This is a genomic window from Owariibacterium komagatae (genome assembly GCF_045865535.1).
Classification (GTDB): domain Bacteria; phylum Bacillota; class Clostridia; order Oscillospirales; family Ruminococcaceae; genus Ruthenibacterium; species Ruthenibacterium komagatae.
Window position 1 is genome coordinate 2,015,182 of the sequence record NZ_AP031406.1, and the last position, 26,711, is coordinate 2,041,892.

Sequence of the window (26,711 nt, forward strand, 5' to 3'; positions counted from 1 at the left end):
GTTCAGGTGCTCTGGCCCAGGGCCAGCTGCGGCTGGACCACCACGCTGGCCGGGTCCGCCCGGCCGCCGATCAGGCTCTCCAGCAGCTGCACGCTCATCAGGCCCACCATCTCGGGCTTGTTGTCCACGCTGGTCAATTCCGGCTCGCAGATGTGCGCGTACTCGGAATTGTTGTACCCGGTGACAGCCGCGTCTTCGGGCACCCGGACCCCGGCCCGCAGAAGGCCTTTCAAAACGCCCACAGCGGTCAGATCTTCCCCGCAGACCAGCGCCGTGGCCTTCTTCAGCTTCAAAAAGGCCTGGGCCGCCTCAATGCCGCCGGCCAGGGTGGGCTGGGTGTCCAGCATGCGCGGCGTCAGGCCGTGGCGGCTCATGGCCGCCAGATAGCCGTCGTATTTTCGGCGGGCGCTTTCGGTGTCCATGTCCCGCACGTACACAATGTCCTGGTGGCCCTTCTGCACCAGATGATCCACGGCCAGGCCCACGCCCAGGTGGTCGTCCACCAGCACCGAATAGGAGTTGGGCAGCTTCAGCCGGCCGTTGGCCACCACCGTGGGGGTGCGCACCAGCAGCTTTTTCAGGCGGCTTTCGGTGTTCAGGGCGCTGTGGGCCGATCCCACCAGGATCACCCCGTCCACCTGTTTTTCAATCACTGCTTCCAGATAGTGCATGCCGGCCTCTTTTGCCTCGCCGGTGTTGCACATGAGCACGTTGTAGCCCCGCCGGCTGCACTCGTGCTCAATGGCGTAGGCGGTGCGGGCGTAATGGGGCACCCGAACGTCCACCGTGAGCACCGCCACGGTCTTCATGCTTTTGGCCACCAGCCCCCGGGCAATGGCGCTGGGCACGTAGCTGTGCAGCGCCAGCACCGCCTCCACCTTCTGGCGGGTGGCGGGGCTGACGTTGTCCTTTCCGTTGAGTACCCGGGACACCGTGGTGATGGAGACCCCGGCCTCCCGTGCAATGTCGTAAATATTCATAGAAAACCCCCGCCCAAACAATATGAAACATTCATGAAAGAACTTTCATCCCCACTATATCGAAAAGCCTTTTTCCTGTCAACGGAATCGGTTTTGTTCCCACGTTTTGAACAAAAAAACCGATGTGTCCCTGTCTTTTTCACCAGCGTGCGCGTACAATGAAAGAAACGATGAAACGGGGGGATCGCCTTATGACGACCGAGCACGACGGCATGCGCGCCTGGGCCATGACGCTGGCCCATCGGGCCGTAAAGGATATAAAGCGGGACGGGTTCCGCCAGCTGCGAAGTTATGTGGACATGGGGGCGCTTTTAGCGCGCAGCCCGGGCCAGAAACTGTTCTTTTCCACGGCGCAGCGCCTGCTGGAAAAAGCGGACAGCGCCTACTATCCGCTGGTGCAGCAGCTTCTGGAGGAAGTCGGTGAAAACCAGCTTTGCACACTGGCCGTCAACCTGGGGCTGGAAGCGCTGGCCGCGGGCGTGGTGGAACTGCGCCGCCAAAACGCGCCTGTCTGGCTGGAGTGCGTCCGGCTGGACAGCCCTTCGCAGGCCGCCGAATACCACCAGGCCGTGCTGCGGGCCCGGAAAACCGGCACCCGGCTGTTCTGTGCCGACTGCGCCGGGGCCGAAGCCGCGCAGGCGCTGCTGCGGCACGTCTCCTTTGACTGCCGGGAAAGTCTGTTCTTTCTGCGCATTTTTCCCGATGCTCTCACGCCCGAACTGGTCCGGGCGCTGCGCGCTGCGGAAAATGCCGTGCCCCTGCTGACGGTGCCCGAGGGCGCCGGGCCGGACAGCTGCGCCCATGCCGCCCAGTGGCTGCGCAGCGAAAAATTGTTTTACGGAATGTTTTACCGCCTGCCCGACGGGGCAAAACTGGACACAGAGGCCGTGCGCGGCCTGGCCCAATGGACCCGGCTGTGCATTCTGTGGGCCGGCGGAGAGCGCGCCGGGGAAAAAGCCCTTCAAAAAGCAGTGAGCGCCCAGCGCAAAGCGCCGGACGCCCCCGTATTTCTGATGGATTGGCAGTCGGACAGCCGCGTCCTGGAAAAGTACATTTCCGCAGGGGCGTCGGTTCACTGGTCCGACTCCGGCGAAACGCTGCGCAGATAAGTGTTCAGCATCTCGCCGGATAAAATGCGGGTCAGGCAGTCCTCGTAGCGGGCCGCATCCTCCCGCATGCCCCGGGCGCACCAGCGCTCCAGCAGGCCCACGATGGTGGCCGCGAAAAACTCGCCTGCAAAAGCCGCGTCCTGCGGTTCCAGAGCGCAGGGGTTGCCGTCCAGCAAATGCTGCTGCACCACGCCGCTGAAGGTGTCGAACAGATATTCCCGCAGGGAGTTCTGCCCGTTGTAAGACATGGCGTTGCAGTAAAAGGCGCGGTTCTCCCGGAAGTACCGGCACAGGCCGCGCAGAATTTCCTGCCAGTTGTCCCGGTTGGGCGCCTGGGCCAGATAGGCAGCGCTCTCGGTGCGGAAGATCCAGGTCACCAGATCGTATTTGTCCTGAAAGTGATAATAAAAGCTGTTGCGGCTCATCCCGCTTTGCAGCGCGATGTCCCCTACTGAAATTTCCTCCAGCGGCTTTTTCATCATCAATTGTTTCATGCTGTCGGCAAACAGCTGCTTGGTCTGCTGGGATGACGGCACGGTTCCACCTCATTTCAGTAATTTCTCAACAGTATATCTGTTTTTTCAACATTTTGCAACGAGGAGGCCCCCATGCGGATTCTGATCATCGGCTCTTCGGCGGCAGGGCTGGGCGCAGCCGAAGCTCTTTGCGCCCGGCTTCGCGCCCGGGGAGATACCGGCCGGATCTTGCCCCAGACGCAGCCGCGCGCCCTGGCGCGGGAGATCGCCGCCGGCCGGTGGGACGCGGTGACTGCGGTCCATCCCCGGGCGGTGCGCATGCTGCGGGCTCTGCGCCGCACCGGACAGCTGGCCGTTCCCACGCTGGGGCTTGCAGCCGATTACCAGTGGTCGCCGGGCTGGGTCGGGTGCGATGCCTACGCCCTTGCGCACCCGTCTCTGATCCAGGACGCGCTGCGGTCGGGCATTCCCGCCCGGGCGCTGCACGTCACCGGCGTTCCGGTATACGGCGGGCTGGGGCTCGACCGCATCGACGCCCGCCGCGCGCTGGGCATTCCCCGGGGCGGATGGCTGGTGCTGGCGCCCAATGCCCGGGGCGAGCAGATCGACGCGCTGCTGGACCTGCCGGACTTTCACCCCTGGGTCGCCGCAGTGTGTTCCGATGAAGAGCTTTCGGCGCGGCTGGCCCGCCGCTACGCCCGGCAGCCGCGGGTCCTGGTGCGCGGCGCACAGCACCCGCTGGAGCTGTGGCTGGACAGCTGCAATGTGCTGGTGGGCAGCGCGCATCCTCTCCTTCTGGCCCGGGCGGCCGCACGGCGCACCCCTCTGGTGCTGACCGGCGACGCACCCGGCGCCGCCCTGTTCGCGGAATGCGGAATGGCTCTGCCTGCCCGCACCCCCGGCGCAGCAGCCCGGGCCGCCCGCCTTTTGTGCCAGAATACCGGCCGCGCCCGTGCCATGCGCCAGGCACAAAGCACCGGGGCGGACCCCTGTGCCGCCGAGACGGTGTGCCGGCTGCTGGCCAGCCTTTGATTCTGTTTTTCAAACGCCCCTTTGCTTTGTTCGCAAAGTCTGTTATACTGTTGGCAGACGGATTGCGATCAGGAAGGGGCGTTTGTTCATTGTTTATTTCGGTTTTTGGAGCCAGCCGCGTGCTGTGGAAAAGAGGAATTGGGAGCGCGGTGGTGACCGCGGTTCTGTGCGGGCTGGTGCTGCTGTGGAAGTTCGGCCTCTCCCCGTTTGTGCTGTGCGCACTGGTGCCCGGGGCGGTGGTCCTGGTGGCGTCCCGCGTGCACGCCATGATGACAGCGCAGGAGATCTACCTGCGGCTGCTGGCGGTTTTTTACAACGAGCTGGAAGCGCGCCGCTTTATCAAACAGTACGAGCCGGTGTGCCAGCAGAAATTGTCGGACCGGTGCCGCCGCACTTTGCAGGCGCACCTGGCCAACGCCTACGCCTATGCGGGCGACTCGGAAAAAGCCCTCTCTCTGATCTCTTCTCTGCCCATCCCCGAGAAAAAGGGACGGGTGGACACCCAGCTTCTGATTGCGGGCAACACCTGCATTTATAAAATGATGGCGGGCGATGTGGAAGGCGCCCGCGCCGCCCAGGCACAGATGGCCGAACTGCTGGACGTGGCCAAACGGGAGCACCACAAAATCAGCCCCAACTATGACCGCACCTATCAGACCAACCAGATCCAGCTGGACCTGGCGGACGGAAAACCCGTGGACGTGACGCTTGTGCGGGAAGAGCTGAGCTCGCGTTCCAACACGCTTCACAAAGCGGTCTGCCGCCTGCTGCTGGCCCGCATCTACGCGGCGGCCGGCAAACGGGCCGAGGCCCGGGGCGTGCTGAAGGAAGTGACCGGCCTGAAAGGCGACGTGGTCATTCTGGCGCAGGCCCGCGCGCTGCAGAAAGAACTGCAGGCCGAAAACTGATCGGACCGCTTTGGCCGGACTTGTCCGGCCAAGGCGTTTTTTGTCCCGCGAAAGGAGGTCGTGCGATGAAATGGCCGCGGGAAGTGCTGACGCTTCTGAACGAACTGGAACAGGCCGGGTTTGAAGCCTGGGCCGTGGGCGGCTGCGTGCGCGACCGCCTTCTGGGCCGCACGCCCGCCGACTGGGACCTGTGCACCAACGCCCGCCCCGAGGACCTGCGCCGGATTTTTGCCGGCCGGCCTCTGGTGCTGACCGGCGTAAAGCACGGCACCGTGGGCGTGGCCGCCGGCGGCGGTGTGTACGAGATCACCACCTACCGGACTGAGAAGGATTACCGGGACCGGCGCCATCCCAGCCAGGTGCACTTTGTGGACCGGTTGGAAGAAGACCTGGCCCGGCGCGACTTTACGGTGAACGCCATGGCCTGCCATCCCCGCCGGGGCCTGCGGGACCCCTTCGGCGGCCGCGCCGATCTGCGCGGCCAGCAGATCCGCTGTGTGGGCGACGCCAAAACCCGCTTTTCCGAAGATGCGCTGCGCATTCTGCGGGGGCTGCGCCTTGCCGCCCAGCTGGACTTTTCCATTGAGGACGAAACCCTGGCCGCCATGACCGCCTGCCGTTCGCTTCTGACCCGGATCTCCGCCGAGCGGCTGTACGGGGAGCTGACAAGACTTTTGTGCGGTCCCGCCGCCGGGCGGGTGCTGGCCGGCTGCGGGGACATTCTGGTCCCGGTCATTCCGGAGCTGGCCCCCTGCATCGGGCTGGAACAGCACAGCATCCACCACGACCGGGACGTCTACGGGCACATGGCGGCCGCCGTGGCCTTTGCCCCCGCAGACCCCAACGTGCGCTGGGCCGCCTTCCTTCACGATGTGGGAAAACCGGGCTGCCTGTCGCTGGACGCGGAAGGCGCCGGTCATTTTTACGGGCACAACGAGCGGGGCGCACAGCTGGTGCAGAAGATTCTGACCCGGCTTCACGCCCCGAAAAGCCGCATTGCCCGGGTGTCGCAGCTGGTGCGCATGCACGATATGGCCCTGCCTGCCACCCCGCAGGGCGTGCGGCGCTGGCTGCGGCGCCTGGACGAAACGGGACTGATGCAGCTGGCCGCCCTGCGCCGGGCGGACCTGACCGCCCACGCCTGCACCCCCTGGGTCAAACAGCGCCTGGCCCAGCTGGACGCGTTTGTGGAAACCGCCCGCGCACAGCTGGCGGCGGGCGCGTGCTACCGGCTGGACATGCTGGCGGTGAACGGCCGGGACGTGATCGAAGCGGGCGCTGTTCCCGGCCCGGAGGTGGGCCGTGTGCTGAACGCGCTGCTGGACAGCGTGATCGACGGCGAAGTGCCCAACGAACGGGACGCTTTGCTGCAGCGCGCCGCCTATCTGGCACACCTGCTTTGAGTGATTGACTTTCCGCCCCGCTGTGCTATACTGGGTGGCGCATCGGTGAAAAAATACAAGGAGGGAATGTGCCATGACGGCCAGCGCCACCCAGAACCGCATCACCAGCGGTGTCATCTGGAAACAGCTTCTGATCTTCTTTTTCCCCATTTTGCTGGGAACCTTTTTTCAACAGCTTTACAACACCTTTGACGCGGTCATTGTGGGCCAGTGCGTGGGCAAAGCCGCGCTGGCCGCGGTGGGCGGCGCCACGGGCAACCTGGTGAACATTGTGGTCAACCTGTTTGTGGGCGTGGCTGCGGGCACCACGGTGGTCATTGCCCAAAGCGTGGGCGCCTCGGACGCGCAGACCGTGCAGAAAACAGTGCACGCCTCGGCCGCGCTGGCTTTGTGGGGCGGCCTTGCCTTCACCGCCGTGGGCGTGCTGGTGGCGCGCCCCGCCCTGACCGCCATGGGAACCCCCGAGGACGTGATGGACTACGCGGTGACGTATCTGAGCGTGTATTTCTTCGGCTCCATCCCCTCCTTTTTCTACAATGTGGGCGCGGGCATTCTGCGGGCCGTGGGCGACACCAAACGCCCGCTTTATTTCCTGCTGGCCGCCTGCCTGACCAACATCGTGCTGGACGTGGTCTTTGTGGCCTTCCTGGGCCTGGGCGTGCTGGGCGCGGCGCTGGCCACCGTGCTCAGCCAGTGGGTCAGCGCCGGGCTGATCTTTCTGGTGCTGACCCGCACCAGCCGCATTTATCACATGGACCCGACCCGCATCCGCTTTTGCGCATCGGCCCTGAAAGCGGTGCTGGCGGTGGGCATTCCCGCGGCGCTGCAGTCCAACATGTACTCCATCTCCAACGTGATCGTGCAAAGCTGCATCAACTCCTTCGGCACGGATACGGTGGCCGCCTGGACCTCCTTTTCCAAGGTAGACGGCTTTTTCTGGATGATCAGCGGCGCTTACGGCATCGCCATCACCACCTTCGCGGGGCAGAACTTCGGCGCGGGCCGGTACGACCGGGTGCGCAAAAGCGTGCGGGTGTGCATGGCCATGTGCGCAGGCACCGCGCTGGCCATGAGCGCGCTGGTGGTGACCTTCTCCGGCTCTCTTCTGCGCCTGTTCACTCAGGACCAGGCGGTGCTGGCCATCGGCTCGGAGCTGGTGCTGCACATGTCCACTTTCTATGTGACCTATGTGTGCATCGAAATTTTGTCCGGCGCCATCCGCGGATGCGGCCAGTCGCTGGTGCCCATGGTGATGACGGGCTGCGGCGTGTGCCTGCTGCGGGTGATCTGGATCTTCTTCGTGGTGCCCCTGCACCGGGACATCTTCACGGTGACCGCCAGTTACCCCATCAGCTGGACGCTGACCAGCATCTGTTTTCTGGTCTATTACAAGCGGGGAAAATTCCTTCCCCAAGAGCCGAAAACAGCCTGAAGCTGTCTTTTGGGGCAAAAACTTCAAAAAGCATTTGCTTTTTCGCAAAACAATGCTATAATGCGGTTGTCTGTGTTGTCACAGACAGGAAAATTCCAGATTTGGTACGATAGAGGCGCGGTTCTCATGAGTAACGCGGCAGAACGGTCCGGGTGACCGCCGCGGGAAAGGGAGCGCCGCCGAAAGGTTCAGACAGGCCCGACGGTCTGTTCCTTGGTTCGCAGCAAAAGATGCGGCGGACTGCCACAAAGGGAATTGTGGAGCGCTATCACCGCTTATTCTGCACATGCTGCACCATACGCCGTGAACCGTGTCCGCCCTTGTGGCCGCACGGGCACGGCTTTTGTTTTGTACGGACGCAGGTCCGCATAAAAAGAAAGCGGACCGCATGGCCCGCGTTATTTTGGAAAGGGGTTTCTCTCACTATGCTCCGCAAAAAACAACTTCTCACAGCGGCGGTGGCTGTTCTGGCCTTCGCCTTCCTGTTCGCCGTGCCGGCCTTTGCCGAGGATGCGGCGGCGCAGGACGTTCCCGGCCTGTACGCGACCTTCTGGTCCCTGCTGCCTCCGGTGGTGGCCATCGGCCTGGCCCTCATCACCAAAGAGGTGTATTCCTCTCTGTTCATCGGCATTGTGGTGGGCGCGGTGCTGTACTCCGGGTTCTCCTTTGAAGGCACCATGAACCACGTGCTCTCCGGCGGCATCATCGCTGTTCTGTCTGACAGCTACAACGTGGGCATTCTGGTGTTCCTGGTCATCCTGGGCGCCATGGTGGCCCTGATGAACAAGGCAGGCGGCTCGGCGGCCTTCGGCCAGTGGGCTTCCAAACACATCAAGACCCGGGCCGGCGCGCAGCTGGCCACCGTGGCCCTGGGCGTGCTGATCTTTATCGACGACTATTTCAACTGCCTGACGGTGGGCAGCGTGATGCGCCCCGTCACCGACCGGCACAACATCTCCCGGGCAAAGCTGGCCTATATCATCGACTCCACGGCCGCCCCGGTGTGCATCATCGCCCCCATTTCTTCCTGGGCCGCGGCGGTCACCGGCTTTGTGGAAGGCGAGGACGGCCTGTCCATTTTCATCCGCGCCATCCCCTACAACTTTTACGCGCTGCTGACCATCACCATGCTGATCGTCATCTCCCTGGCCAACATCGATTACGGTCCCATGGCCAAATTTGAGCGCAACGCCCTCGACGGCGATCTGTTCAGCGGCAAAAACCCGTACGCCGGCTCTTCGGACGACGTGTCCAACGCGCCCGGCACCGTGATGGATCTTCTGATCCCCATTCTCTCTCTGATCGTGTGCTGCGTCCTGGGCATGATTTACAGCGGCGGCTTCTTCAGCGGCGTGGACTTTGTCACCGCCTTCTCCGGTTCCGACGCATCCGTGGGTCTGGCGCTGGGCAGCTTCTTCGGCCTGGTGATCACCGTCATCCTGTATCTGGTGCGGCGCATCCTCACCTTCAAACAGTGCATGGACTGCATTCCCGAAGGCTTCAAGGCCATGGTCCCGGCCATCCTGATCCTGACCTTTGCCTGGGCTTTGAAAGCCATGACCGACAGCCTGGGCGCGGACGTGTTCGTGGCCGAGCTGGTCAAGAGCTCCGCGGAGGGCCTGATGAGCCTGCTGCCTGCCATCATCTTTGTGGTGGGCTGCCTGCTGGCCTTTGCCACCGGCACATCCTGGGGCACCTTCGGCATCCTGATTCCCATTGTGGTGCATGTGTTTGAAAATTCCGACCCGGAACTGATGATCATCTCCATCTCCGCCTGCATGGCCGGCGCCGTGTGCGGCGACCACTGCTCGCCCATTTCCGACACCACCATCATGGCTTCGGCGGGCGCCCAGTGCGACCACGTGAACCACGTGTCCACGCAGCTGCCCTATGCCGTCAGCGTGGCGGTCATCAGCTTTGTCACATACCTGGTGGCGGGCTTCGTCCGCTCCGCCTGGATCGCCCTGCCGGTGGGCCTGGTGCTGCTGCTGGGCTTTTTGGCAGCGGCCAAAGTTCTCACCCGGGAAAAGACATCCGTCTGACCCCGCGCATCCCAAAAGCAAAAAGCCGGTCAAACCCTGCGGTTTGACCGGCTTCTTTTTTTATTCTTCGCTGAACAGGCCCGTGGAGAGATAGCGCTCGCCGGTGTCCGGCAACAGCGCCACAATGGTTTTGCCCCGGTTCTCCGGCCGGCGGGCCAGCTCCATGGCCGCCCACAGCGCCGCGCCCGAGGAGATGCCTGCCAGCACCCCTTCCGTGCGGCCCAGCAGACGGCTGGCCGCAAAGGCGTCCTCACTGCGCACCGGCATCACTTCGTCGTACACGCCGGTGTTCAGCACCGCAGGCACAAACCCCGCGCCGATGCCTTGAATCTTGTGCGGGCCGGGGTCTTTGCCCCCCAGCACCTGCGAATCGGCCGGCTCCACAGCCACCACCTTCACCCCGGGGTTCTGCTGTTTCAGATAGCCGCCCACGCCGGTGATGGTGCCGCCCGTGCCCACACCGGCCACAAACAGGTCCACCTGACCGTCGGTGTCCTGCCAGATCTCCGGGCCGGTGGTCTGCCAGTGCGCCGTGGGGTTGGCCTCGTTGGTGAACTGACCCGGCATAAACGCCCCCGGAATCTGCTGCGCCAGCTCCTGCGCTTTGGCAATGGCGCCCTTCATGCCTTTGGCGCCCTCGGTCAGCACCAGCTCGGCGCCGTAGGCCTGCATCAGGCGGCGGCGCTCCAGCGACATGGTCTCGGGCATGACCAGAATCACCCGCAGGCCGCGGGCCGCGCCCATGGCCGCCAGACCGATGCCCGTGTTGCCGGACGTGGGCTCGATGATCACCGAATCCGGCTTCAAAAGGCCGCGTGCCTCGGCGTCGTCCAGCATGGCTTTGGCGATGCGGTCCTTCACCGAACCGCCGGGGTTGAACAGCTCCAGCTTTACCAGCAGCCGGGCGTTCAGCTGTTCGCTGTGTGCCAGGCGCTTCAGTTCCAACAGGGGCGTGCGGCCCACCAGCTGGTCCGCACTTGTATAAATACGAGACATACGATCGTTCCTTTCTCAATTCTTTTATTTACACTAAAATAGTATTGTTTATGGTGATTATAAAAAAACACCGGCGCTTTGTCAACAGGAAATTGAAACCGGGCCTGTTCGGCCGCTGTTTTTTTGCCCCGAGTGCCTTGCGCCGGCCGTGCAAAACTGCTATAGTATTGAACGGGAAAAGTTACGATAAATTTAGGAGGTCTTCATCATGAAACATGTGATCAGCCCGCTGGATTTGACCGTGGAGGAAATTGACCGCCTGCTGGCACTGGCCGACGACATCATCGACCATCCTCAGGCCTATGCCCACAAATGCGCGGGAAAGAAACTGGCCACCCTGTTTTTTGAGCCCAGTACACGTACCCGCCTGAGCTTTGAAGCCGCAATGCTGGAGCTTGGGGGCAGCGTGCTGGGCTTTTCTTCCGCCAGCTCCTCTTCCGCCACAAAGGGCGAGTCCGTGGCGGACACGGTGCGCATCGTGGGCAATTACGCCGATGTGATCGCCATGCGCCATCCCAAAGAGGGCGCTGCGGGCGTGGGCGCGCTGTTTGCCAAATGCCCCATCATCAACGCCGGCGACGGCGGCCACCAGCATCCCACCCAGACGCTGACGGACCTTTTGACCATTCACCGCCACAAGGGCCGCCTGAACGGGCTGACCCTGTGCCTGTGCGGTGACTTGAAGTTCGGCCGCACGGTGCACAGCCTGGTCCGCGCCATGATGCGCTATCAGGACGTGCGGTTCATTCTGGTCAGCCCGGACGAGCTGCGCATGCCCACCTACATTCTGGACGAGCTGGACGCGGGCGGCTTCGCCTATGAGGAGACCGACAGCCTGGAGAAGGGGCTGGCCCAGGCGGACGTGCTGTACATGACCCGCGTGCAGCAGGAGCGCTTTGCCAACCGGGAGGACTACCTGCGCCTGCGGGACAGCTACATTCTGGACGGAGAGAAAATGAAGCTGGCCCCCGCGGAGATGATCGTTCTGCATCCGCTGCCCCGGGTCAACGAGATCGCCCCGGAGGTGGACGACGATCCCCGTGCGCTGTACTTCGAGCAGGCTCTGTGCGGAAAATACATCCGCATGGCGCTGATTTTGACGCTGCTGGAGCAGGCGGGCGGCTTTGAAAAACCCTGTGCCGCCCAGATCTGCACCCGCGAGAAGACCGCTCTGCCCGCACGAGTGCTGGAGGTTCTGCAGGGGGCGGACCCCGCGGGCGTCCAGCTGCCGGAGCGCATCGTGAACGCGGTCTGCTGCAAAAACCCCCACTGCATCACCACCACCGAGCAGGGGCTTGCGCAGGTGTTCACCCTGGCCGACGCGGACAAAGGCACCTACCGCTGCCTGTACTGCGAGCACGAGTATCAGGCCTGAGAAATCCATCCAGACAGGCCCGGAATCTGGGCCTGTCTTTTTTCATAAGGAGGTTTTCAAGATGAAACGAGCGTTGTTTCTGGGCGGCACCGGCACCATCAGCCAGTCGGTCTGCGCATTGGCGGCCCGGCGCGGCTGGCAGCTGACGCTGGTGAACCGGGGCAGCTGCATGGACCGGGTTCCCGAGGGTGCACAGGTGCTCTGTGCCGACGTACGGGACCCCGATGCGCTGGCGCGGGTGCTGGCGGGCCGCACTTTTGACGTGGTGGCGGACTTCATCGCCTTCACGCCCGACCACGTGCGCCGGGACATGGACCTGTTTGACGGGCGCACCGGCCAGTATCTGTTTGTCAGCAGCGCGTCGGCCTATCAGAAACCCCTGGCGGCGCTGCCCATCACCGAGTCCACGCCTCTGGTCAATCCCTTCTGGCAGTATTCCCGGGACAAGATCGCCTGCGAGGAAGCTCTGAACGCCCGCATGCGGGAGACCGGGTTCCCCGTGACCATCGTGCGGCCCAGCCACACCTACTGCGAGCGCAAGGCACCCGTGGCTCTGCACGGCACCCGGGGCAACTGGCAGGTCCTGGCCCGCATGCGCGAAGGAAAGCCCACCATCATTCCCGGCGACGGAACCTCCCTGTGGACTGCCACCCATGCGTCGGATTTTGCCAAAGGCTTTGTGGGTCTCATGGGCAATCCCCGGGCGCTGGGCAGTGCGGTGCATATCACCAGCGACGAAGCGCTGAGCTGGAACCGCATTTACGAAATTCTTGCCGGGGCGCTGGGCGTGGAGCTGAACCCCGTGCACATCGCCACCGATTTTCTGGTGGCCTGCCAGGACGAGTATGACTTGAACGGCGATCTGCACGGCGACAAATGTGCCAACGTCCTGTTCGACAACACCAAGATCAAGCGTCTGGTGCCGGACTTTGTGTGTACCGTGTCCATGGCCGAAGGGATCCGGCAGGCGGTGGAATACATGTGCGCCCACCCGGAATGCCAGGAGCCGGACCCCGTGTTCGACCGCTGGTGCGACCGGGTCTGCGCCGCTTATCAGGCGGGGCTGGCGGCGTTTCAGGCATAAAAAAGCGGCAGGTTTTATCCTGCCGTTTTTTTTACCACTGCTCTTCGTGCCACAGGGAAAGATCCACCCGGGTCTCGGGCTGCTGGGGCTGCCCGTCCGGATGGCCCACCGCCACCATGCCCGCCACGCGGATGTGGTCCGGCAGATGGAACATCTCGCGGACCAGCGGCTCCAGATCGCTGCCCTCGCACACGCCCAGCCAGACCGCGCCCAGGCCCATGTCATGGGCGGCCAGCAAAATGTTCTGGATGGCCGCGCTGCAGCCGTTCAGGTGCATTTCCGGCACGATTTTTTCCCCTTTGTTCATGTCTGCGCACACCAGAATGCCGGTGCCCGCCTGGGGCAGCATTTTCCACCAGCGCCCCTTTTCGGCAAGATCTGCCAGGGTCTCCGGGCGGGTGACCGTCACAAACTCCCACGGGCGCCGGTCGTGGGCGCTGGGCGCGTACATGGCCGCCTCCAGCAGGGTCTGCAGCTGTGAACGGGAAATGGGCTCCCCCGTGAATTTGCGCACGCTTCTGCGGGTGCGGATCGCTTCCATTGTCTCCATGCAAAAGACCTCCCACGTTTTTTCTTTTATGATAGCCCTTCCGGCCGCGCCGCGTCAACCGGGGCAAAAAAAGTTTTCGGCGGGGGCTTGTCCCGGTCAGTCAATCCTCTATAATAAGGTTAGAAACGGAGGCGGGGACCATGAAACCGGCTTTTGAACATCTGCCCCGGGAAAAACAGCTGCGCATTTTGAACGCCGCCATGAAGGTTTTTGCGCGCAACGACTACCGGCACGCCTCCACCGACGACATTGCGGCGCAGGCGGGCATTCCCAAGGGGCTTCTGTTTTACTACTTTCACAACAAAAAACAGCTGTACCTGTTCTGCTACGACCAGGCGGTGCGCCTGGTGGACCGGCAGCTGAAAGCCATGCAGGCCGCCGGGCAGACCGATTTTTTTGAGCTGCTGCTTCTGGGCGGGCAGGCAAAGGTGGCTTTGATGGAGCAATGCCCCTGGCTGCTGGAATTCTCCCTGCGCGCCTTTGAAAGCCGGGACGAGGAGATCTCCCGCAGGATTCAGAACACGCTGGCGCTGGATTTGAAAAGCGCGCAGACGGATTTTTTCACCGGCGTGGACTTTTCCAGGTTCCGGCCCGAGGTGGACCCCCAAGAGATCCTGCGCATGATCACCTGGATGACGGCGGGCTATCTGGATGAAAAGCGGCGCACCGGCACCCCGGTGGAGCCGGTGCGGGTCATGGAAGAGTTTTCCCGATGGCTGGAACACTTCCGCAAAATTTCATACAAAGAGGAGTTTTTATGAGCGATCTGATTCAAGTGGAGCACCTCACCAAGGACTACGGAAAGGGCCGCGGAGTCTTTGACGTAAGCTTTGGGGTCAGCGCCGGCGAGGCCTTTGGATTTCTGGGGCCCAACGGCGCCGGAAAAACCACCACCATGCGCCATCTGATGGGCTTTGTCCGGCCGGACAGCGGCCGGGTGCGCATTGCCGGGATGGACTGCTTTGCCGACGCGCGCCGCGTGCAGGAAAAGGTGGGCTATCTCCCCGGGGAACTGTCTCTGGCGGGGGACATGACCGGCGACGGCTTTCTGCGCTTTGTGGCCAGCATGAAGCACGTGCGGGACAGCGCCCGCTGCCGCGCGCTGTGCGACCGGTTCGAAGTGGACCGCAAAAACCGCATTCGCAAAATGAGCAAGGGCCAAAAGCAGAAAATCGGGCTGGTGTGCACCTTTCTGGGCGACCCGGAAGTGTATCTGCTGGACGAGCCCACCAGCGGACTGGACCCGCTGATGCAGGGCCGTTTTCTGGAACTGCTGGAAGAGGAAAAGGCCCGGGGCAAGACCATCCTTCTGTCCAGCCATCTGTTTGAAGAAGTGGAGCGGGTGTGCACCCGCACAGCCATGCTGCGGGCGGGCCGCATTGCCGCCATCGAGCAGGTGCAGGCGCTGCGGGGCGCCCAGAACCGGGTGTTCACCCTGCGCTTTGAAACCGAAAAAGCCGCGCTTCTGTTTGCGGACGGCCTGACCGGTGCGGCCCGGAATGGCTGCGTGGTGACCGCCTGTGTGCAGGGCAGTGTGGACAGCTTTTTGAAGCGGGCCGCCTGCTACCCGGTGGCGGACCTGCAGGCCCGCAGCCAGACCCTGGAAGAGCGGTTTCTGCACTATTACGGAGGTGAGGAGCAATGAGCCTGACGCTGTTTCGCCGCGAGGTGCGCGCCCACTGGGTGCTGGCGCTGGTGTTTGCGGCGGTGATGACCCTGTACGGAAGTATGATCGTGAGCATGTTCGACCCCAAGCTGGGCGAGAGCCTGGCCATGATGGCCGAGAGCATGCCCCAGATTTTCGCCGCCTTCAACATGACGGACCCGGGCGCCACGCTGACCGAGTTTCTGGCCAACTATCTGTACGGGTTTCTGTTTATCGTGCTGCCCATGGTGGCCATTCTGATTCTGGCGGCCGGTCTGGTGGCCGGGCATGTGGACAAGGGCTCCATGGCGTATCTGCTGGCCTCGCCCCACACCCGGGCGGGCATTGTGTGGACCCAGGCGGCGGTGCTGTTCAGCTTCACCCTGCTGCTGTGCGCCTGGGCCTTCGGGCTGTGCACCGCAGCGGCCCAGCTGATGTTTCCCGGCGAGCTGGACCTGGAGCACTTTGCCCTGTTGAACGTGGGACTGCTGGGGCTGCACGTGTTCTTCGGAGGGCTTGCCTTCCTGTGCTCGTGCCTGTTCAACGAGACCCGGCTGGCCGCGGGCATCGCGGCCGGTCTGTGCGTGTTGTTCGTGCTGATCCAGATGCTCAGCCAGGTGGGCGACACCTTTGACTGGCTGCGCTTGTGCACGCCCCTGACCCTGTTTGACACCGACGGTCTGCTGGCCGGAGACAGCGGAGCCATCGGGCGGCTGCTGATCCTGTACGGCTGGGGTTCGTCCATGTACTGTCTGGGCGCGGTGGCCTTCTCCCGGCGGGATCTTCCCCTGTGAGACACACTTCATCATTTTCCGCTCTTTTTTCTTCCAGCGCCTTGCAACAAAAGCCCATCTATGGTTTAATAAAGTTAACAAAAAAGAGACAGCGAGCCGCCCGCGGGTAACCGTGCGGGCGGCTCGCTGTAACCGATAAATCAAACGAAGAAGGAGCGTTTCTTTGTATGGACTTTGAGCTGAAATGGCTTGCGGACCCGGCTGTGTTCGCGGTAAACCGTCTGGAAGCACACTCTTCCCATCCCTTTGTAGACGTGCAGGGCGAGCCCTTTGAGGTCAGCCTGGACGGCGCCTGGAAATTTGCCTGGTCGCCCACGCCCGAATCAGCGCCGCGGGGCTTTTCCGCACTGAACTACAGTGTGGAAAAGTGGGATGAGATCGAAGTACCGGGCGCCATTCCCCTGCAGGGCGGCGGCCGCTGGGGCACGCCGCAGTACACCAACATCATGTATCCCTGGGACGGCACCGAAAAAATCGTGCCGGGCCAGATTCCCACCCGGTCCAATCCCACGGGCACCTATGTGCGGGAGTTCACCATTCCCGACGCCTGGACCAACTCCGTGCGGGTGCGCTTCGACGGAGCGGACAGCGCTCTGGCCGTCTGGTGCAACGGAAAATTTGTGGGATACAGCGAGGGCAGTTTCACCCCCGCCTGCTTTGATCTGACCGACTTTGTGGACCCCGACGGCGTCAACCGGCTGGGCGTGCAGGTGTTCCGGTACTGCTCCGGCTCCTGGCTGGAAGACCAGGATTTCTGGCGCATGCCGGGCCTGTTCCGCAGTGTGACGCTGTACTCGGTACCCCACGTGCATGTGGACGATGTGTTTGCCACCCCCTACCTCAGCGACGATTTCTCCGTGGGCACCCTGGGTGTCTCCCTGAAGCTGGAGGGCAACCTGGGCGGCCGCATCGAGCTGGATTTCTGCGGCCTGGTGGAGGAAGCCCCCATTGAAAGCCATGAGGTGGAGATGACCGTCTCCATTGCCGAGCCTCACCTGTGGAGCGCGGAGGACCCCTATCTGTACCCCTACACTCTGCGTGTGTACGACGCGGCGGGCCGCCTGGTGGAGCAGATCCCCATGAACGCCGGATTCCGCAGGTTTGAAATGCGGGACGGCATCATGCTCATCAACGGAAAGCGCATCGTGTTCAAAGGCGTGAACCGCCACGAATGGGACTGCGGCGCAGGCCGTACCCTGACGCTGGAAGAGATGGAAGCCGACGTCATCCTGATGAAACAGAACAACATCAACGCCGTGCGCACCAGCCACTACCCCAACCGCACCGAATGGTACGACCTGTGCGATTTCTACGGGCTGTACGTGGTGGATGAGATGAACCTGGAGACCCACGGCACCTGGTGCAAACCGGACGGAGACCGTTTTGACGAAAACAGCCTGCCCGGCGAGCGCGAGGACTGGAAGCCCGCGGTGATGGACCGTGCCAAAGCCATGCTGGAGCGGGATAAAAACCATCCATCCATTCTGATCTGGAGCTGCGGCAACGAGTCCGGCGGCGGCTCGGTGCTGTACGACGTCAGCAACTATTTCCGCGAGAAGGACCCCTCCCGCCTGGTGCATTACGAAGGCGTGTTCCACAACCGCCGCTACAATTCCACCAGCGATATGGAGAGTCAGATGTACACCCCGGTGGAGGGGCTGAAAGATTTTCTGGCGGGCAATCCGGGCCATCCGCTGATCTGCTGCGAATACTCCCACGCCATGGGCAACTCCTGCGGCGGTCTGCGGGAATACACCGAGCTGGCCCGCCACGAGCGCAGCTACCAGGGCGGCTTTATCTGGGACTTCATCGACCAGGGCCTGCTGGCGCTGGCGCCGGACGGCACCGCTTACACGGCCTACGGCGGCGACTTCAGCGACCGCCCCTCGGATTTTGACTTCTGCTGCAACGGTCTTCTGTTTGCGGACCGCACCCCCTCGCCCAAACTGCAGGAAGTGAAAGCCTGCTATGCGGACTTTGAGATTCTGGTCTCCAAATACGATGTGACCATCCGCAACTATTCGCTGTTCACGGACCTGGCGGCCTACAACGTCCGCATTCAGCTGTACGCAGACGGCGTTTTGCGGGAGAGCCGCGAAGTCCATGCCGAGGCGCAGCCCGGCGGCTTTGCAGCCATGCCTCTGCCCTTTGTGGTGCCCACTGACCCGGGCGAGTACACCGTCACCGCCAGCGTCATTCTGCCCGAGGATACCGCCTGGGCCAAGGCGGACCACGTGGTGGCGCAGGGCCAGTTCATCACCCGCAACGAACAGCCTGTCTCCAGCTGCCTTCTGCCCGTGCGCGCAGTGGACGGCGACTACAATATGGGCGTTTTTGGCGAGCGGTTTGACCTTCTGTTCAGCCGCAAGCCCGGCGGCCTTATCTCCTACCGCCGCTGCGGCGCCGAACTGCTTTTGACCCAGCCGCAGCTCAGTTTCTGGCGCGCGCCCACCAGCAACGATCTGGGCTGCCAGATGCCTGCGGAATATGCCGTGTGGAAATGCGCGGGCACCTATGCGCGCATGGCCCAGTGCGGCATGTATTCCGACGCACTGACCGCCCGCATCGCAGCCATTTACAACCTGGCCACGCCCGAGCGCACCGCCGTGTCGGTTCTGTACAACATCACCGGTGACGGCCGCGTGGAAGTGACGCTGACCTGGAACGGCAAGAAGGAAGTCTGCGTGCCGGAATTCGGCATGGAATTTGTTCTGCCCTCCCGTTTTTCCGCGGTGCGCTATTACGGCATGGGCCCCGAAGAGAACTACTGCGACCGCTGCAGCGGCGCCATGCTGGGCATTTACGAGACCACCGCACAGCAGAATATGACGCCCTATGCGGTCCCGCAGGAGTGCGGAAACCGCACCGGCGTTCGCTGGGCCGAAGTGACCGACGAAAACGGCCTGGGCATGCGCTTTTCCAGCGAGGACGGCATGAACGTGAGCGTGCTGCCCTACACCCCCCACGAGGTGGAAAACGCCCGCCATGCGTACGAGCTGCCCCCTGTGACCAAAACCGTGGTGCGCTGCACCATAGGTCAGATGGGCGTGGGCGGCGACAACAGCTGGGGCGCCAAACCTCATCCGGAACATCTGTGCCGTCTTGCGCCGGGCCAAACCTTCCGGTTTGTGTTCGAGGGCATCGGCGAATAAAAAAACAAACGCGCGGGACCCGCAGGTCCCGCGCGTTTTTCTGTTCAGTAAAGACTGCTCACCGTGTGCACCTCGCCCAAAGCATCGGTGTACTCCAGCTCGTACACGCTTTCCGGCCACTGGTTGACCGAATCCAGAGAAATGCCGAACGCTTCCTTCAGATTCACCGAATATTCTTTGTCGGGCAGATCCAGCAAAAGGGTGTAATCCGGGCCCTCGCCCGGTTCCTTCGGACCGCACAGGGTCACCGGCTGCCGGTCCAATTCCAGCCGCTGGCCGTCGTCGGCCACCAGTATCAGCTTCAGCTGGCCCTCCACGGGCCAGTTCAGCGGCCGGTCGTCCTGCATGGGCAGAACCATCATCAGCTCCGCCTGCCCGGCTTCCTGATGATAGGTGACCGCTGTCTGACCGGTGCTCCAGTATGCGCCCGGCCCCAGCGCATACAGTTGCATCTGCAGGGTAAAGGTCTCCCGCAGGGGCGAAGGTTCCAGAAGCTGCTGGGTCTGGGTGACGCCCTCGGCGGAAAAACGCACGCTCATGCTGACCATATCGGCCATGGGCAGTGGGGTCTGCGCCGAAAAGCTTCCGTCTTTCCACTGGCCGTCCACCGCCAGTGTCTCGTTGTCCAGCAGAAAAACGAACTGGGCGGTCTGTCCCTCCACCCAGGTTTTTGGGGTTGCCCGGGCGAACACCTCCACGGTTTTGGTCTTGTGGTCGTAATCGCCATAGGAAAAATTCCAGTCCGCCACGATGCTGGCCTGCTGTTCCAGACTTTCCTGAATCTCACTGCGGATGTTTCCGATGCTGTGGTTCATATCGCCCTGGATCTGGGCGATCTGCTGAGACAAACCGTTCACCTGGCTGCGAAGTTCCGCGATGCGGCCCGCCCCGTAGGCTCCGGCGCACACCAGACACACTGTCAGCGCTCCCGCGCCGCACATCCGCCAGAGACTTCTGCGCTTTTCCCTGCGCTGCTTTTCCGCCAGCAGTTCCTTCACTGCTTCCAGCCCGTCCGGCTGGGGCGGCTGGGGGCTGCGTCCCGTGATCAGCTCGTCACAGCTGACGTTCAGTGCCTTTGCCAGCACCTGCAGGTTTTCCACACCCGGCAGGCTGGCGCCGGACTCCCACTTTCCGATGGCCTGCCGGCTGACACCCACCTTTTCGGCCAGCGCCTCCTGTGACAGCCCCGCCTGCCTGCGCAGCGCGGCGATCCGCGGCCCGAACTCCATGTCATCGCCCCCTTTTTGTGTTTTCATTGTAGCAGAAACGGCGCTCTGCCGCTACCTAACCTTCTTTTCTTTTGGGCAACCAGCGGTAGCGGCGAGCATTTTTTCCACAACAACGCCTCTTTTTGTGGAAAACCCGGCGCTGTTTTCACTGTGACCGACCAAAAAAAGGCAGCGGTGCCTGCCCGAGCCGCTCCCCCTTTGGGGCTCCGGTCCGGTTCAGCACCGCCGCATCGTTTTTGTTTTTTCCACTTTTCAACAGAACGGTTCAGCGCTCTTCAATGGTGTAGGTGAACTCGTAGCTCTCCTGCAGCGCTTTGACCTTGTCCTCGTTGTCCTCAATGAAGGTGGGCGTGTAAACGCTTTTTCCCTCTTTTTTATAAGCGTCCATGATCTCCTGCAGTTTGTCCCAGCACTCGTCGGCCTTGTCGTAGCCTTCCGCGAAGCTGATGATAAATTCACGGTGTTTGGGAATGCGTGCTTTCATATGCGATTAACTCCTTTTTGTTTGTCTCACAGCAAATTGTACCCGCAAACCGCACCCGCGTCAAGCTTCTTTTACAGCCTCGCCGCACACAGTGCCCAGCACCGCCACATCCAGAACCGCCGTCACGCCCAGCAGCACCCCGGCCACCAGCACCAAAGGCCCCGCCGTGTCCAGAATGGCACTGATGTCCCCGATCTCCACCAGGTGATTCTGATAACAGATCTGAAGATACAGTGCCAGCGCGCAGAACAGCCCGCTGAGCACCACCAGCCCCGCCGCCACCCAGCCGCGGGCTTTTTTGCGCAGTGCCAGCCCCGTCAGCGGCAGCGCCCAGGCGGCCAGCCCCAGCAAAAGACTTGCCAGATTCATCCACGCAGCACCCATTTGTCCCATTCCCCTTTCCGTCTATTCTTCCAGCAAACTCCACAGCGTTTGAAAATCTTCTTCCGGCAGCGCATATATGCCGTTGTAGGGCTGTTCCAGCCAGCAGGCACCGCTGCGCCGGTAGGCGTACACCCGGTAGGCATCCGCTCCGCGGTAAAACTCCAGCGTCAACAGCTCCTGGGCCTGCTGCGGCTCATCGCTGAGGCTCTCCGCCGCTGCCCGGGCACTGTTCTGCCGCAGGATCTGCAGCGCGGTCTGGATCTTCCAGCCCTCATCGGTCATGGCCATGGCGTCCTCGCCGGTCAAGGCCATCTCCGCCGCACTGCCGTCGGGCAGGTCCAGCAGCGTCTGTGCCGCGGGGCGCAGCGTGCCCGCTTCCACCCGGGCCTGATTGTAGGCGTCAATGCCCGCCTCCACCGGCAGCACACACAGCGCGCAGTACAGCACCGCCCCGGTGAACACCATCCAGGGAACCAGCCGGAACCGGCGCACCTGCCGGATGAGGATCAGCACAAAGGAAATGGCCATCCACACAAGAAACACGCTGGCGAACACCCGCTTGACCGTCAGGCCGTACGCCTGAATGTACAGCGCCATTTTGCTGGCTGCCGTGGCGATCAAAAGCAGCGTCAGCACCGACAGCACGCTGTTGCAGATGCGCAGCATGCGGTTTTCCTCCATGGGCGCCCGGCTGGCCAGGTTGGCGGCCAGCAGGATCCCGATGTTGATGGCAGCCACCCGGCACAGCTCGAAAAAGCCCTGACGGGCATATTCCGCATAGGAAAAGCCCTCGGCCAGACGACCGAAAAACGCACCGAACAAATGGTTTGCCTGCAAGGCGATGAACAGCACATACACCAGCGCCAGAATGCCCAGCGCCGTGACCACCGTGGTGCGGGACAGCTGCCGCACGCCCCGCTGCACCGCACACACTTCCCGCTTGTCGTACAGGCTTGTTCGGCGGCCCCGCACACTGCCGTAAGCAATGGCGTACAAATACAGCGCCACCGGAACCGACAGCACCGCATGCCCGAAGGAAACACCGTCCAGCAGCCGGCGGGAAAGACCGTTGATCCAGTGGGACATCCAGTCCCCCACATCCCGGAACAGTGCCGCAAAGCCCGCGTCCGCCTGCATCAGCAGCGGCAGCACAAAGCAAAGGCATACCAGAGCGATCAGCACGCCGCCCAGTACGGACAGCACCCTGCGCCGCTGCGCGGGCGATGTGCGGCGCACCTTCCGGCGAGCCAGCGCCTGCCGCGCGCCCCAGAACAGCGCCGCCGGCAGCCGGAAAAAGTTGCCCCAGGGCACCACAAAGGCGGCGTTCAGCGCATCAAAAAACAGCCAGTTGGAGGTGCGGCCCTCTTTCAGCAGCCGTCCGCCGGCGCTCAGCGCCCAGTAAGCAGCGGTAAAATGCATCATCATCCACTGGCCGAACCCGGTGAAAAACCGCATCGCCCCGGAAGAATACGTACCTCCGGTGACGGGCGCCAGGCACTGCGCCGCCAGCAGCACCAGCCAGAACCAGCTCTCCTTTGGCGGCCGGATGCCCGCACGGGCCAGATACCCCAGAACCGCCGCCGCGTACAGCACGCAGAACACCGGGTAGCTGTATTCGCCCGGCAGCCATGAAAACAGTTCCCGGAACAGCGCCAGGTCCAGATACAGCCAGCCCAGCACCAGAAAGCCCAGTGCGAACCAGACATCCTCTTTTTGAAAAACGGGCGCACGGAAACAAGACGGGCCGCTTGTGCCCATCGGAATGCTTCTTTCTTCCATTGTCCTACTCCTCTTCTACGTAATCCAAAATGTCCGCGGGTTTACAGTCCAGCGCCTTGCACAGCGCCTCCAGCGTGGAAAACCGAATGGCCTTTGCCTTATTATTTTTCAGAATGGACAGGTTTGCCGGAGTGATCCCCACCTTTTCGGCCAGTTCTCCGGCGCTCATTTTCCGGCGCGCCATCATCACGTCGATGTTTACGATAATCGGCATTGCGCGCACCTCCTAGATGGTAAAATCGTTTTCGTTTTTCAGCTCCACTGCCTGGGCAAACACATTTTTCACCACACGCAGAATCAGCCCCACAAAGGCAGCCGCAGCCGCAAGCACCACCAGATACCAGTCAAACAGGCTGCCCACCAGATATACCAGCGCGGCCGCCATCAGGCACCAGGACATGATGCGCAGGCTGCGCACGTTCTCCTGAATGAACACTTCTTCCTCGCTGATGTTGCGCAGCAGCCGGTGCAGGCAGAACAGGACCACCGCCGCCGGCACGCCCGAGGCATAGGTGACCCCAATGTACACCATGCGCACGCTGGAACGCCACAGAATCCAGTTCCAGAACCAGGGGGCGGTGAGCAGCAGGGCCGCCAGCAGCACCGTGAACACCCACACGCACACGCGGCTGAGCAACAGACTTCGATCGTTGTTCCATTTCATACCGGATTCCTCCTTTGTTGGCCTCATCATAGCACATTATTTTTTGTTTTTCAAGTATTTTTTATTGAAAAACAATAAAAATCATTTGTGATACAATAAAAGCGGAGGCAAATGCCTCCGCTTTTCCGCATTGTTTTATTTTTATGACTGCCGCACCCATCTGGAAAAATACCGGTTTTGTGTGCAGTGGATCACCTGACGGCCGTCCTCACCAATAAACACCGCCAGCGAGCCCATCTGTTCTTCCGGCGCCCGGCGGTATCCCAGGTCTTCCATGTATTCATCCAGGCTGGCGCCCGGCTTTGCCAGAATCACGTCCGGTGAAGCCTGTGCGTACTGCGCGTCCGTGACCAAAACCCGGGCCAGAGCTCCTGCCGCTGCGGCCGGGTTGGCCGTGCGGAAAGAAGCATAGGAAAAAACGGCCCCTGCCGCGTACAGCAGCACAGCGGCCGCTAGGACCACCAAAAGCCGTTTTTTTTCCATTCAGACACCTCACACGTTCAGCATGGCTTTGACCGCCGCCGGCGTCTGCACGCCCACACTGCGGTTCACGGCCTGCCCGTTTTGAAACACTAATACGGTGGGAATGCTCATCACGCCGTAGCGGGAAGCCAGCTCCGGCTCTTCGTCAATGTTGACTTTGACCACATGGGCCGCGCCTTCGGTCTCTTTTGCCACCTTGTCCAGCACCGGGCCGAACATCCGGCAGGGCATGCACCAGGGCGCCCAGAAATCCACCAGCACCGGCTTTGTCTGCCGCAGCACCTTCTCCTCAAAATCAACGGTTCCAACATGCTCTACTGCCATCTTTAAACGCTCCTTTCAAGTGCATCTTGTTTGTTTGTGTCTTAAGAATACACCGAAAAAAGCCCGTTGTATGTGACCAAATCACCGAAGGCTGTCGCCGGCCAGCTGTTCCAGTGCGGCCCGGTCCACCAGCTGTACACAGCCGCGGCTCACCGCCACCATGCCCTCGCTCTGCAGATATTTCATCATGCGGGAGATCACTTCCCGGGCGCTGCCCAGCTCTCCGGCCACCGCCTCGTGGGTCAAGGACAAAGAGTCGCTGTTCTCCCGGTCGGCGGCCTCCAGCAGAAACGCCGCCAGGCGTGCGTCCAGCTTTTTGTTGAGCACCTGATCCAGCAGCCACATCACATCGGAAAAGTGGCCCGCCATCAGCTCATTTGTAAAGTTGGCGGCCGGCGCGCTCTGCTCCATCAGCTGCCGGTATACCTCGGGCGGAATGATCCACAAAAGGGACTCCTGATCCGCTTCGATAAAAATATCAAAATCCACGGCCCGCATGGCACAGGACGCGCTGAACAGGCACACGTCCCGCTGATACAGCCGGTACAGTGTGATCTCGCGCCCTTCGTCAGAGATGGTATACGCCCGCAGCACGCCGCTCTGCACGCACACAAGGCCCAGACAGTCCGCCTGTCCGCGGTGCAGCACTTCGCCCTTTTTGGCGGTATATGCTCTGGCCGAAGCCGTCATGCGGGCCTGCTGGTCCGGGGTCAACGTTTTCCAAAAAGGAAAAAACTCCTTCAGTTCCAAAAGAAAACACCTCGCTTGGTTCTCTTTTTCATGATAACGGCAAACCGGAAAAATTTCAATCTAAAATTCCAACCTCACTTTACATGAAAAAAAAACATCCTGTATAATCAACCTGAAAAGGGAGGGATTCCTATGAAAAGAATCTCTTTCGTAGTTCTTCTCGCGTTCGTTTTACTGGCAGGCTGCAAAAAAGACGTTCGAGTGGAAACGTCCGATTTGTCGCAGGCGTCCCCCGCATGTATGCAGGCAGAACACAGCCGTTCCCTGGACCTGTGTAAAAGCGAATATTTCAATACCACTCTGACGCTTGATTCGCAGGCACCCTATTGGGGAATGTATGTTGAAAATAAAGGTGACGACTATATCCGAGTGGACACAGGCGGCGGAATCGTACAGGTGGACGCAAAAACAAGCCTGTGGATCTACAACCAAGAACCCTGTGCAGGCGAAAACCGCATCGGATTCTGCACAAACTCAGGCAAAAAAATGGAAGGCACAGTAGACATTTGGTTTGCTTCAACAGCCGAACAGCTAACACCAAGCGTCGAATAAATGATAAAAAAACGCCCGACGGATGTTCCATCGGGAGTTTTTTGCTTACAGTTCGATTTTTCCAAACAGAGGAAGGTCTGCGCCGTCGTTGATGGTCTCCGTGCGGACGGGCACCACAGGCGCCGCCGAGGGATCACGGGGACGGTCGGCAAACTCACGGCCCGGTGTGGACGAACGGGGCTCACGGGAGCCCTTTCCGCCGCGGCCGCGGCCCTGGCGTCCGCCTTTTCCGCCGCGTTTTTCCCGGCGGTCCCGGCTGTCCTTGCGGGCGGCGGGGTCGGTGGACATGATGACCACACGGCGGTTGGCGCCCTCGCCCGTGGACTCGCTCTTCACGCCTTCCACCTGGCTGACGGCCGAGTGAATGATGCGGCGCTCATAGGGATTCATGGGCTCCAGCGTATGGCTGCGGCCGGTGCGCGCCACCTTGGCGGCGATGCGTTTGGCAAGCGCTTCCAGATTGGCTTCCCGTTTGGCGCGGTAATGGTTCACATCCAGGCCGATCTTGGCGTAATCGCCTTCCACACGGTTGGCGGCCAGGCTGCACAGATAACTCAGGGACTCCATGACCTCGCCGCGGTGGCCGATCAGGATTCCGCTGTCTTCGCCCTCGACTTTCAGGATGATGGTCTCGCCCTGGCGGACCGCCTCAACGGTGATCTTGGTGGCGCCCATGCAGGTGGCAACTTCCTTCAGATATTCCACAGCCACTTTCGCCTTGGGGTTTGCTTCCAGATCCACCGGGGTCTCCTCCGGTTTCTCGCTCTCTTCGGCGGCAGGCTGCACCGCCGGCTCCTCCACCGGTGCGGGAGCCGGCTTCGGCGCGGGTTTTGCTTTTTCCTGCACAGGCTTTTCCGCCTTCGGCGCAGGCGCCGGGGCCTCGGTCTTTTCCGGGGCTTCCGGCTCTTCTACACTGACACGAACTTTTGCGGGGATGGTTTTGAAGAAGCGTCTGTGGGGCAGCTCCAGCACTTCCACGCTGGCGTCCTCTGCGGCGACGCCCAGCTCGGCGAAAGCCAGCTCCGTGGCCTCTTCCACGGTTTTGCCTGTCATGATAACTTCACGCATCTCTGATTCCTCCCAG

At 61.9% G+C, this 26,711-nt stretch carries 27 protein-coding genes, 1 pseudogene and 1 riboswitch; of the genes and pseudogenes, 14 read left to right on the plus strand and 14 right to left on the minus strand.

Features of this window, described 5'->3' with window-relative positions; genetic code table 11:
- Positions 1-2: 2 nt before the first annotated feature.
- Positions 3-980: a LacI family DNA-binding transcriptional regulator gene (locus ACKTS9_RS10000; protein WP_349215440.1), complete on the minus strand. Its 978-nt coding sequence runs from the start codon at positions 978-980 to the stop codon at positions 3-5.
- A 191-nt stretch (positions 981-1,171) separates the two neighbouring features.
- On the opposite strand from ACKTS9_RS10000, the gene ACKTS9_RS10005 reads away from it, so the two are divergent.
- Entirely contained in the window at positions 1,172-2,089 is a 918-nt protein-coding gene (locus ACKTS9_RS10005) for a hypothetical protein (RefSeq protein WP_407880547.1), read from the plus strand.
- Here ACKTS9_RS10005 and ACKTS9_RS10010 read toward each other — a convergent pair.
- On the minus strand, positions 2,053-2,625 hold the full coding sequence (locus tag ACKTS9_RS10010) for a TetR/AcrR family transcriptional regulator C-terminal domain-containing protein (protein ID WP_349215442.1): 573 nt from the start codon (positions 2,623-2,625) through the stop codon (positions 2,053-2,055). The genes ACKTS9_RS10005 and ACKTS9_RS10010 overlap by 37 nt on opposite strands.
- Before the next feature lie 72 nt (positions 2,626-2,697).
- Here ACKTS9_RS10010 and ACKTS9_RS10015 point away from each other — a divergent pair, with 72 nt between their 5' ends.
- The 5 genes from ACKTS9_RS10015 to ACKTS9_RS10035 all read left to right on the plus strand — a co-directional run bounded on the left by ACKTS9_RS10015 (position 2,698) and on the right by ACKTS9_RS10035 (position 9,382).
- Positions 2,698-3,597: an MGDG synthase family glycosyltransferase gene (locus ACKTS9_RS10015; RefSeq protein WP_407880549.1), complete on the plus strand. Its 900-nt coding sequence runs from the start codon at positions 2,698-2,700 to the stop codon at positions 3,595-3,597.
- Positions 3,598-3,716: 119 nt separating this feature from the next.
- Positions 3,717-4,505, plus strand: a complete 789-nt coding sequence (locus ACKTS9_RS10020; RefSeq protein WP_349215444.1) for a hypothetical protein — start codon at positions 3,717-3,719, stop codon at positions 4,503-4,505.
- A 65-nt stretch (positions 4,506-4,570) separates the two neighbouring features.
- On the plus strand, positions 4,571-5,908 hold the full coding sequence (locus ACKTS9_RS10025) for a CCA tRNA nucleotidyltransferase (RefSeq protein WP_349215445.1): 1,338 nt from the start codon (positions 4,571-4,573) through the stop codon (positions 5,906-5,908).
- A gap of 73 nt (positions 5,909-5,981) precedes the next feature.
- The gene (locus ACKTS9_RS10030) at positions 5,982-7,340 is read left to right on the plus strand and encodes an MATE family efflux transporter (RefSeq protein WP_349215446.1); all 1,359 of its coding nucleotides are present in this window, start codon (positions 5,982-5,984) and stop codon (positions 7,338-7,340) included.
- Positions 7,341-7,442: 102 nt separating this feature from the next.
- Positions 7,443-7,616, plus strand: a riboswitch (Lysine riboswitch).
- A gap of 149 nt (positions 7,617-7,765) precedes the next feature.
- On the plus strand, positions 7,766-9,382 hold the full coding sequence (locus ACKTS9_RS10035) for a Na+/H+ antiporter NhaC family protein (RefSeq protein WP_349215447.1): 1,617 nt from the start codon (positions 7,766-7,768) through the stop codon (positions 9,380-9,382).
- 60 nt (positions 9,383-9,442) lie between these two features.
- On the opposite strand, the gene cysK is transcribed toward ACKTS9_RS10035, so the two are convergent.
- Complete coding sequence (cysK, locus tag ACKTS9_RS10040; protein WP_349215449.1) at positions 9,443-10,378, minus strand: cysteine synthase A; 936 nt, start codon at positions 10,376-10,378, stop codon at positions 9,443-9,445.
- A gap of 208 nt (positions 10,379-10,586) precedes the next feature.
- Between cysK and pyrB the strand changes: the two are divergent.
- From pyrB to ACKTS9_RS10055, 3 genes and pseudogenes are all read left to right on the plus strand, one after another.
- Positions 10,587-11,489 (plus strand): annotated as a pseudogene (pyrB, locus tag ACKTS9_RS10045) (aspartate carbamoyltransferase); the annotation flags it as partial.
- Positions 11,463-11,753 carry a hypothetical protein gene (locus ACKTS9_RS10050; RefSeq protein ID WP_349215450.1) on the plus strand — a complete coding sequence of 97 codons (291 nt, stop codon included), beginning with the start codon at positions 11,463-11,465 and terminating at the stop codon, positions 11,751-11,753. The pseudogene pyrB and the gene ACKTS9_RS10050, both read left to right, overlap by 27 nt.
- Before the next feature lie 61 nt (positions 11,754-11,814).
- A complete protein-coding gene (locus ACKTS9_RS10055; protein WP_407880554.1) occupies positions 11,815-12,837 on the plus strand; it encodes an SDR family oxidoreductase in 1,023 nt (340 codons plus the stop codon).
- A 31-nt stretch (positions 12,838-12,868) separates the two neighbouring features.
- Here ACKTS9_RS10055 and ACKTS9_RS10060 read toward each other — a convergent pair whose 3' ends face one another.
- Positions 12,869-13,387, minus strand: a complete 519-nt coding sequence (locus ACKTS9_RS10060; RefSeq protein WP_349213996.1) for a nitroreductase family protein — start codon at positions 13,385-13,387, stop codon at positions 12,869-12,871.
- Positions 13,388-13,527: 140 nt separating this feature from the next.
- Between ACKTS9_RS10060 and ACKTS9_RS10065 the strand changes: the two genes are divergently transcribed.
- The 4 genes from ACKTS9_RS10065 to ACKTS9_RS10080 all read left to right on the plus strand — a co-directional run bounded on the left by ACKTS9_RS10065 (position 13,528) and on the right by ACKTS9_RS10080 (position 18,978).
- Positions 13,528-14,148, plus strand: coding sequence for a TetR/AcrR family transcriptional regulator (locus ACKTS9_RS10065; RefSeq protein ID WP_349213995.1), 621 nt, complete (start codon positions 13,528-13,530; stop codon positions 14,146-14,148).
- Positions 14,145-15,032 carry an ABC transporter ATP-binding protein gene (locus tag ACKTS9_RS10070; RefSeq protein WP_349213993.1) on the plus strand — a complete coding sequence of 296 codons (888 nt, stop codon included), beginning with the start codon at positions 14,145-14,147 and terminating at the stop codon, positions 15,030-15,032. The genes ACKTS9_RS10065 and ACKTS9_RS10070 overlap by 4 nt, the downstream gene beginning before the upstream one ends.
- Positions 15,029-15,826 (plus strand): ABC transporter permease, encoded by a 798-nt coding sequence (locus ACKTS9_RS10075; protein WP_349213991.1) that lies wholly within the window; start codon positions 15,029-15,031, stop codon positions 15,824-15,826. The genes ACKTS9_RS10070 and ACKTS9_RS10075 overlap by 4 nt, the downstream gene beginning before the upstream one ends.
- Positions 15,827-15,993: 167 nt before the next feature.
- Positions 15,994-18,978 carry a glycoside hydrolase family 2 TIM barrel-domain containing protein gene (locus tag ACKTS9_RS10080; RefSeq protein WP_407880557.1) on the plus strand — a complete coding sequence of 995 codons (2,985 nt, stop codon included), beginning with the start codon at positions 15,994-15,996 and terminating at the stop codon, positions 18,976-18,978.
- Positions 18,979-19,022: 44 nt separating this feature from the next.
- Here ACKTS9_RS10080 and ACKTS9_RS10085 read toward each other — a convergent pair whose 3' ends face one another.
- The 9 genes from ACKTS9_RS10085 to ACKTS9_RS10125 all read right to left on the minus strand — a co-directional run bounded on the left by ACKTS9_RS10085 (position 19,023) and on the right by ACKTS9_RS10125 (position 25,075).
- Positions 19,023-20,207, minus strand: coding sequence for a helix-turn-helix domain-containing protein (locus ACKTS9_RS10085; protein WP_407880559.1), 1,185 nt, complete (start codon positions 20,205-20,207; stop codon positions 19,023-19,025).
- 265 nt (positions 20,208-20,472) lie between these two features.
- Positions 20,473-20,691, minus strand: coding sequence for a methylenetetrahydrofolate dehydrogenase (locus ACKTS9_RS10090; protein WP_349214176.1), 219 nt, complete (start codon positions 20,689-20,691; stop codon positions 20,473-20,475).
- Between the two features lie 60 nt (positions 20,692-20,751).
- Positions 20,752-21,075 (minus strand): hypothetical protein, encoded by a 324-nt coding sequence (locus ACKTS9_RS10095; RefSeq protein WP_407880562.1) that lies wholly within the window; start codon positions 21,073-21,075, stop codon positions 20,752-20,754.
- 21 nt (positions 21,076-21,096) lie between these two features.
- Positions 21,097-22,854 carry a DUF5301 domain-containing protein gene (locus tag ACKTS9_RS10100; RefSeq protein ID WP_407880564.1) on the minus strand — a complete coding sequence of 586 codons (1,758 nt, stop codon included), beginning with the start codon at positions 22,852-22,854 and terminating at the stop codon, positions 21,097-21,099.
- A gap of 4 nt (positions 22,855-22,858) precedes the next feature.
- The gene (locus ACKTS9_RS10105) at positions 22,859-23,068 is read right to left on the minus strand and encodes a helix-turn-helix domain-containing protein (RefSeq protein ID WP_349214171.1); all 210 of its coding nucleotides are present in this window, start codon (positions 23,066-23,068) and stop codon (positions 22,859-22,861) included.
- 12 nt (positions 23,069-23,080) lie between these two features.
- Complete coding sequence (locus tag ACKTS9_RS10110; protein ID WP_349214169.1) at positions 23,081-23,518, minus strand: DUF2975 domain-containing protein; 438 nt, start codon at positions 23,516-23,518, stop codon at positions 23,081-23,083.
- Positions 23,519-23,659: 141 nt separating this feature from the next.
- Positions 23,660-24,001 carry a hypothetical protein gene (locus ACKTS9_RS10115; RefSeq protein ID WP_407880567.1) on the minus strand — a complete coding sequence of 114 codons (342 nt, stop codon included), beginning with the start codon at positions 23,999-24,001 and terminating at the stop codon, positions 23,660-23,662.
- A gap of 9 nt (positions 24,002-24,010) precedes the next feature.
- Entirely contained in the window at positions 24,011-24,325 is a 315-nt protein-coding gene (gene trxA, locus ACKTS9_RS10120; protein WP_349214165.1) for a thioredoxin, read from the minus strand.
- 81 nt (positions 24,326-24,406) lie between these two features.
- Positions 24,407-25,075: a Crp/Fnr family transcriptional regulator gene (locus tag ACKTS9_RS10125; protein ID WP_349214164.1), complete on the minus strand. Its 669-nt coding sequence runs from the start codon at positions 25,073-25,075 to the stop codon at positions 24,407-24,409.
- 132 nt (positions 25,076-25,207) lie between these two features.
- Between ACKTS9_RS10125 and ACKTS9_RS10130 the strand changes: the two genes are divergently transcribed.
- Complete coding sequence (locus tag ACKTS9_RS10130; RefSeq protein WP_407880570.1) at positions 25,208-25,627, plus strand: hypothetical protein; 420 nt, start codon at positions 25,208-25,210, stop codon at positions 25,625-25,627.
- A 45-nt stretch (positions 25,628-25,672) separates the two neighbouring features.
- Here ACKTS9_RS10130 and jag read toward each other — a convergent pair whose 3' ends face one another.
- Entirely contained in the window at positions 25,673-26,695 is a 1,023-nt protein-coding gene (gene jag / locus ACKTS9_RS10135) for an RNA-binding cell elongation regulator Jag/EloR (RefSeq protein WP_407880572.1), read from the minus strand.
- Positions 26,696-26,711 lie beyond the last annotated feature (16 nt).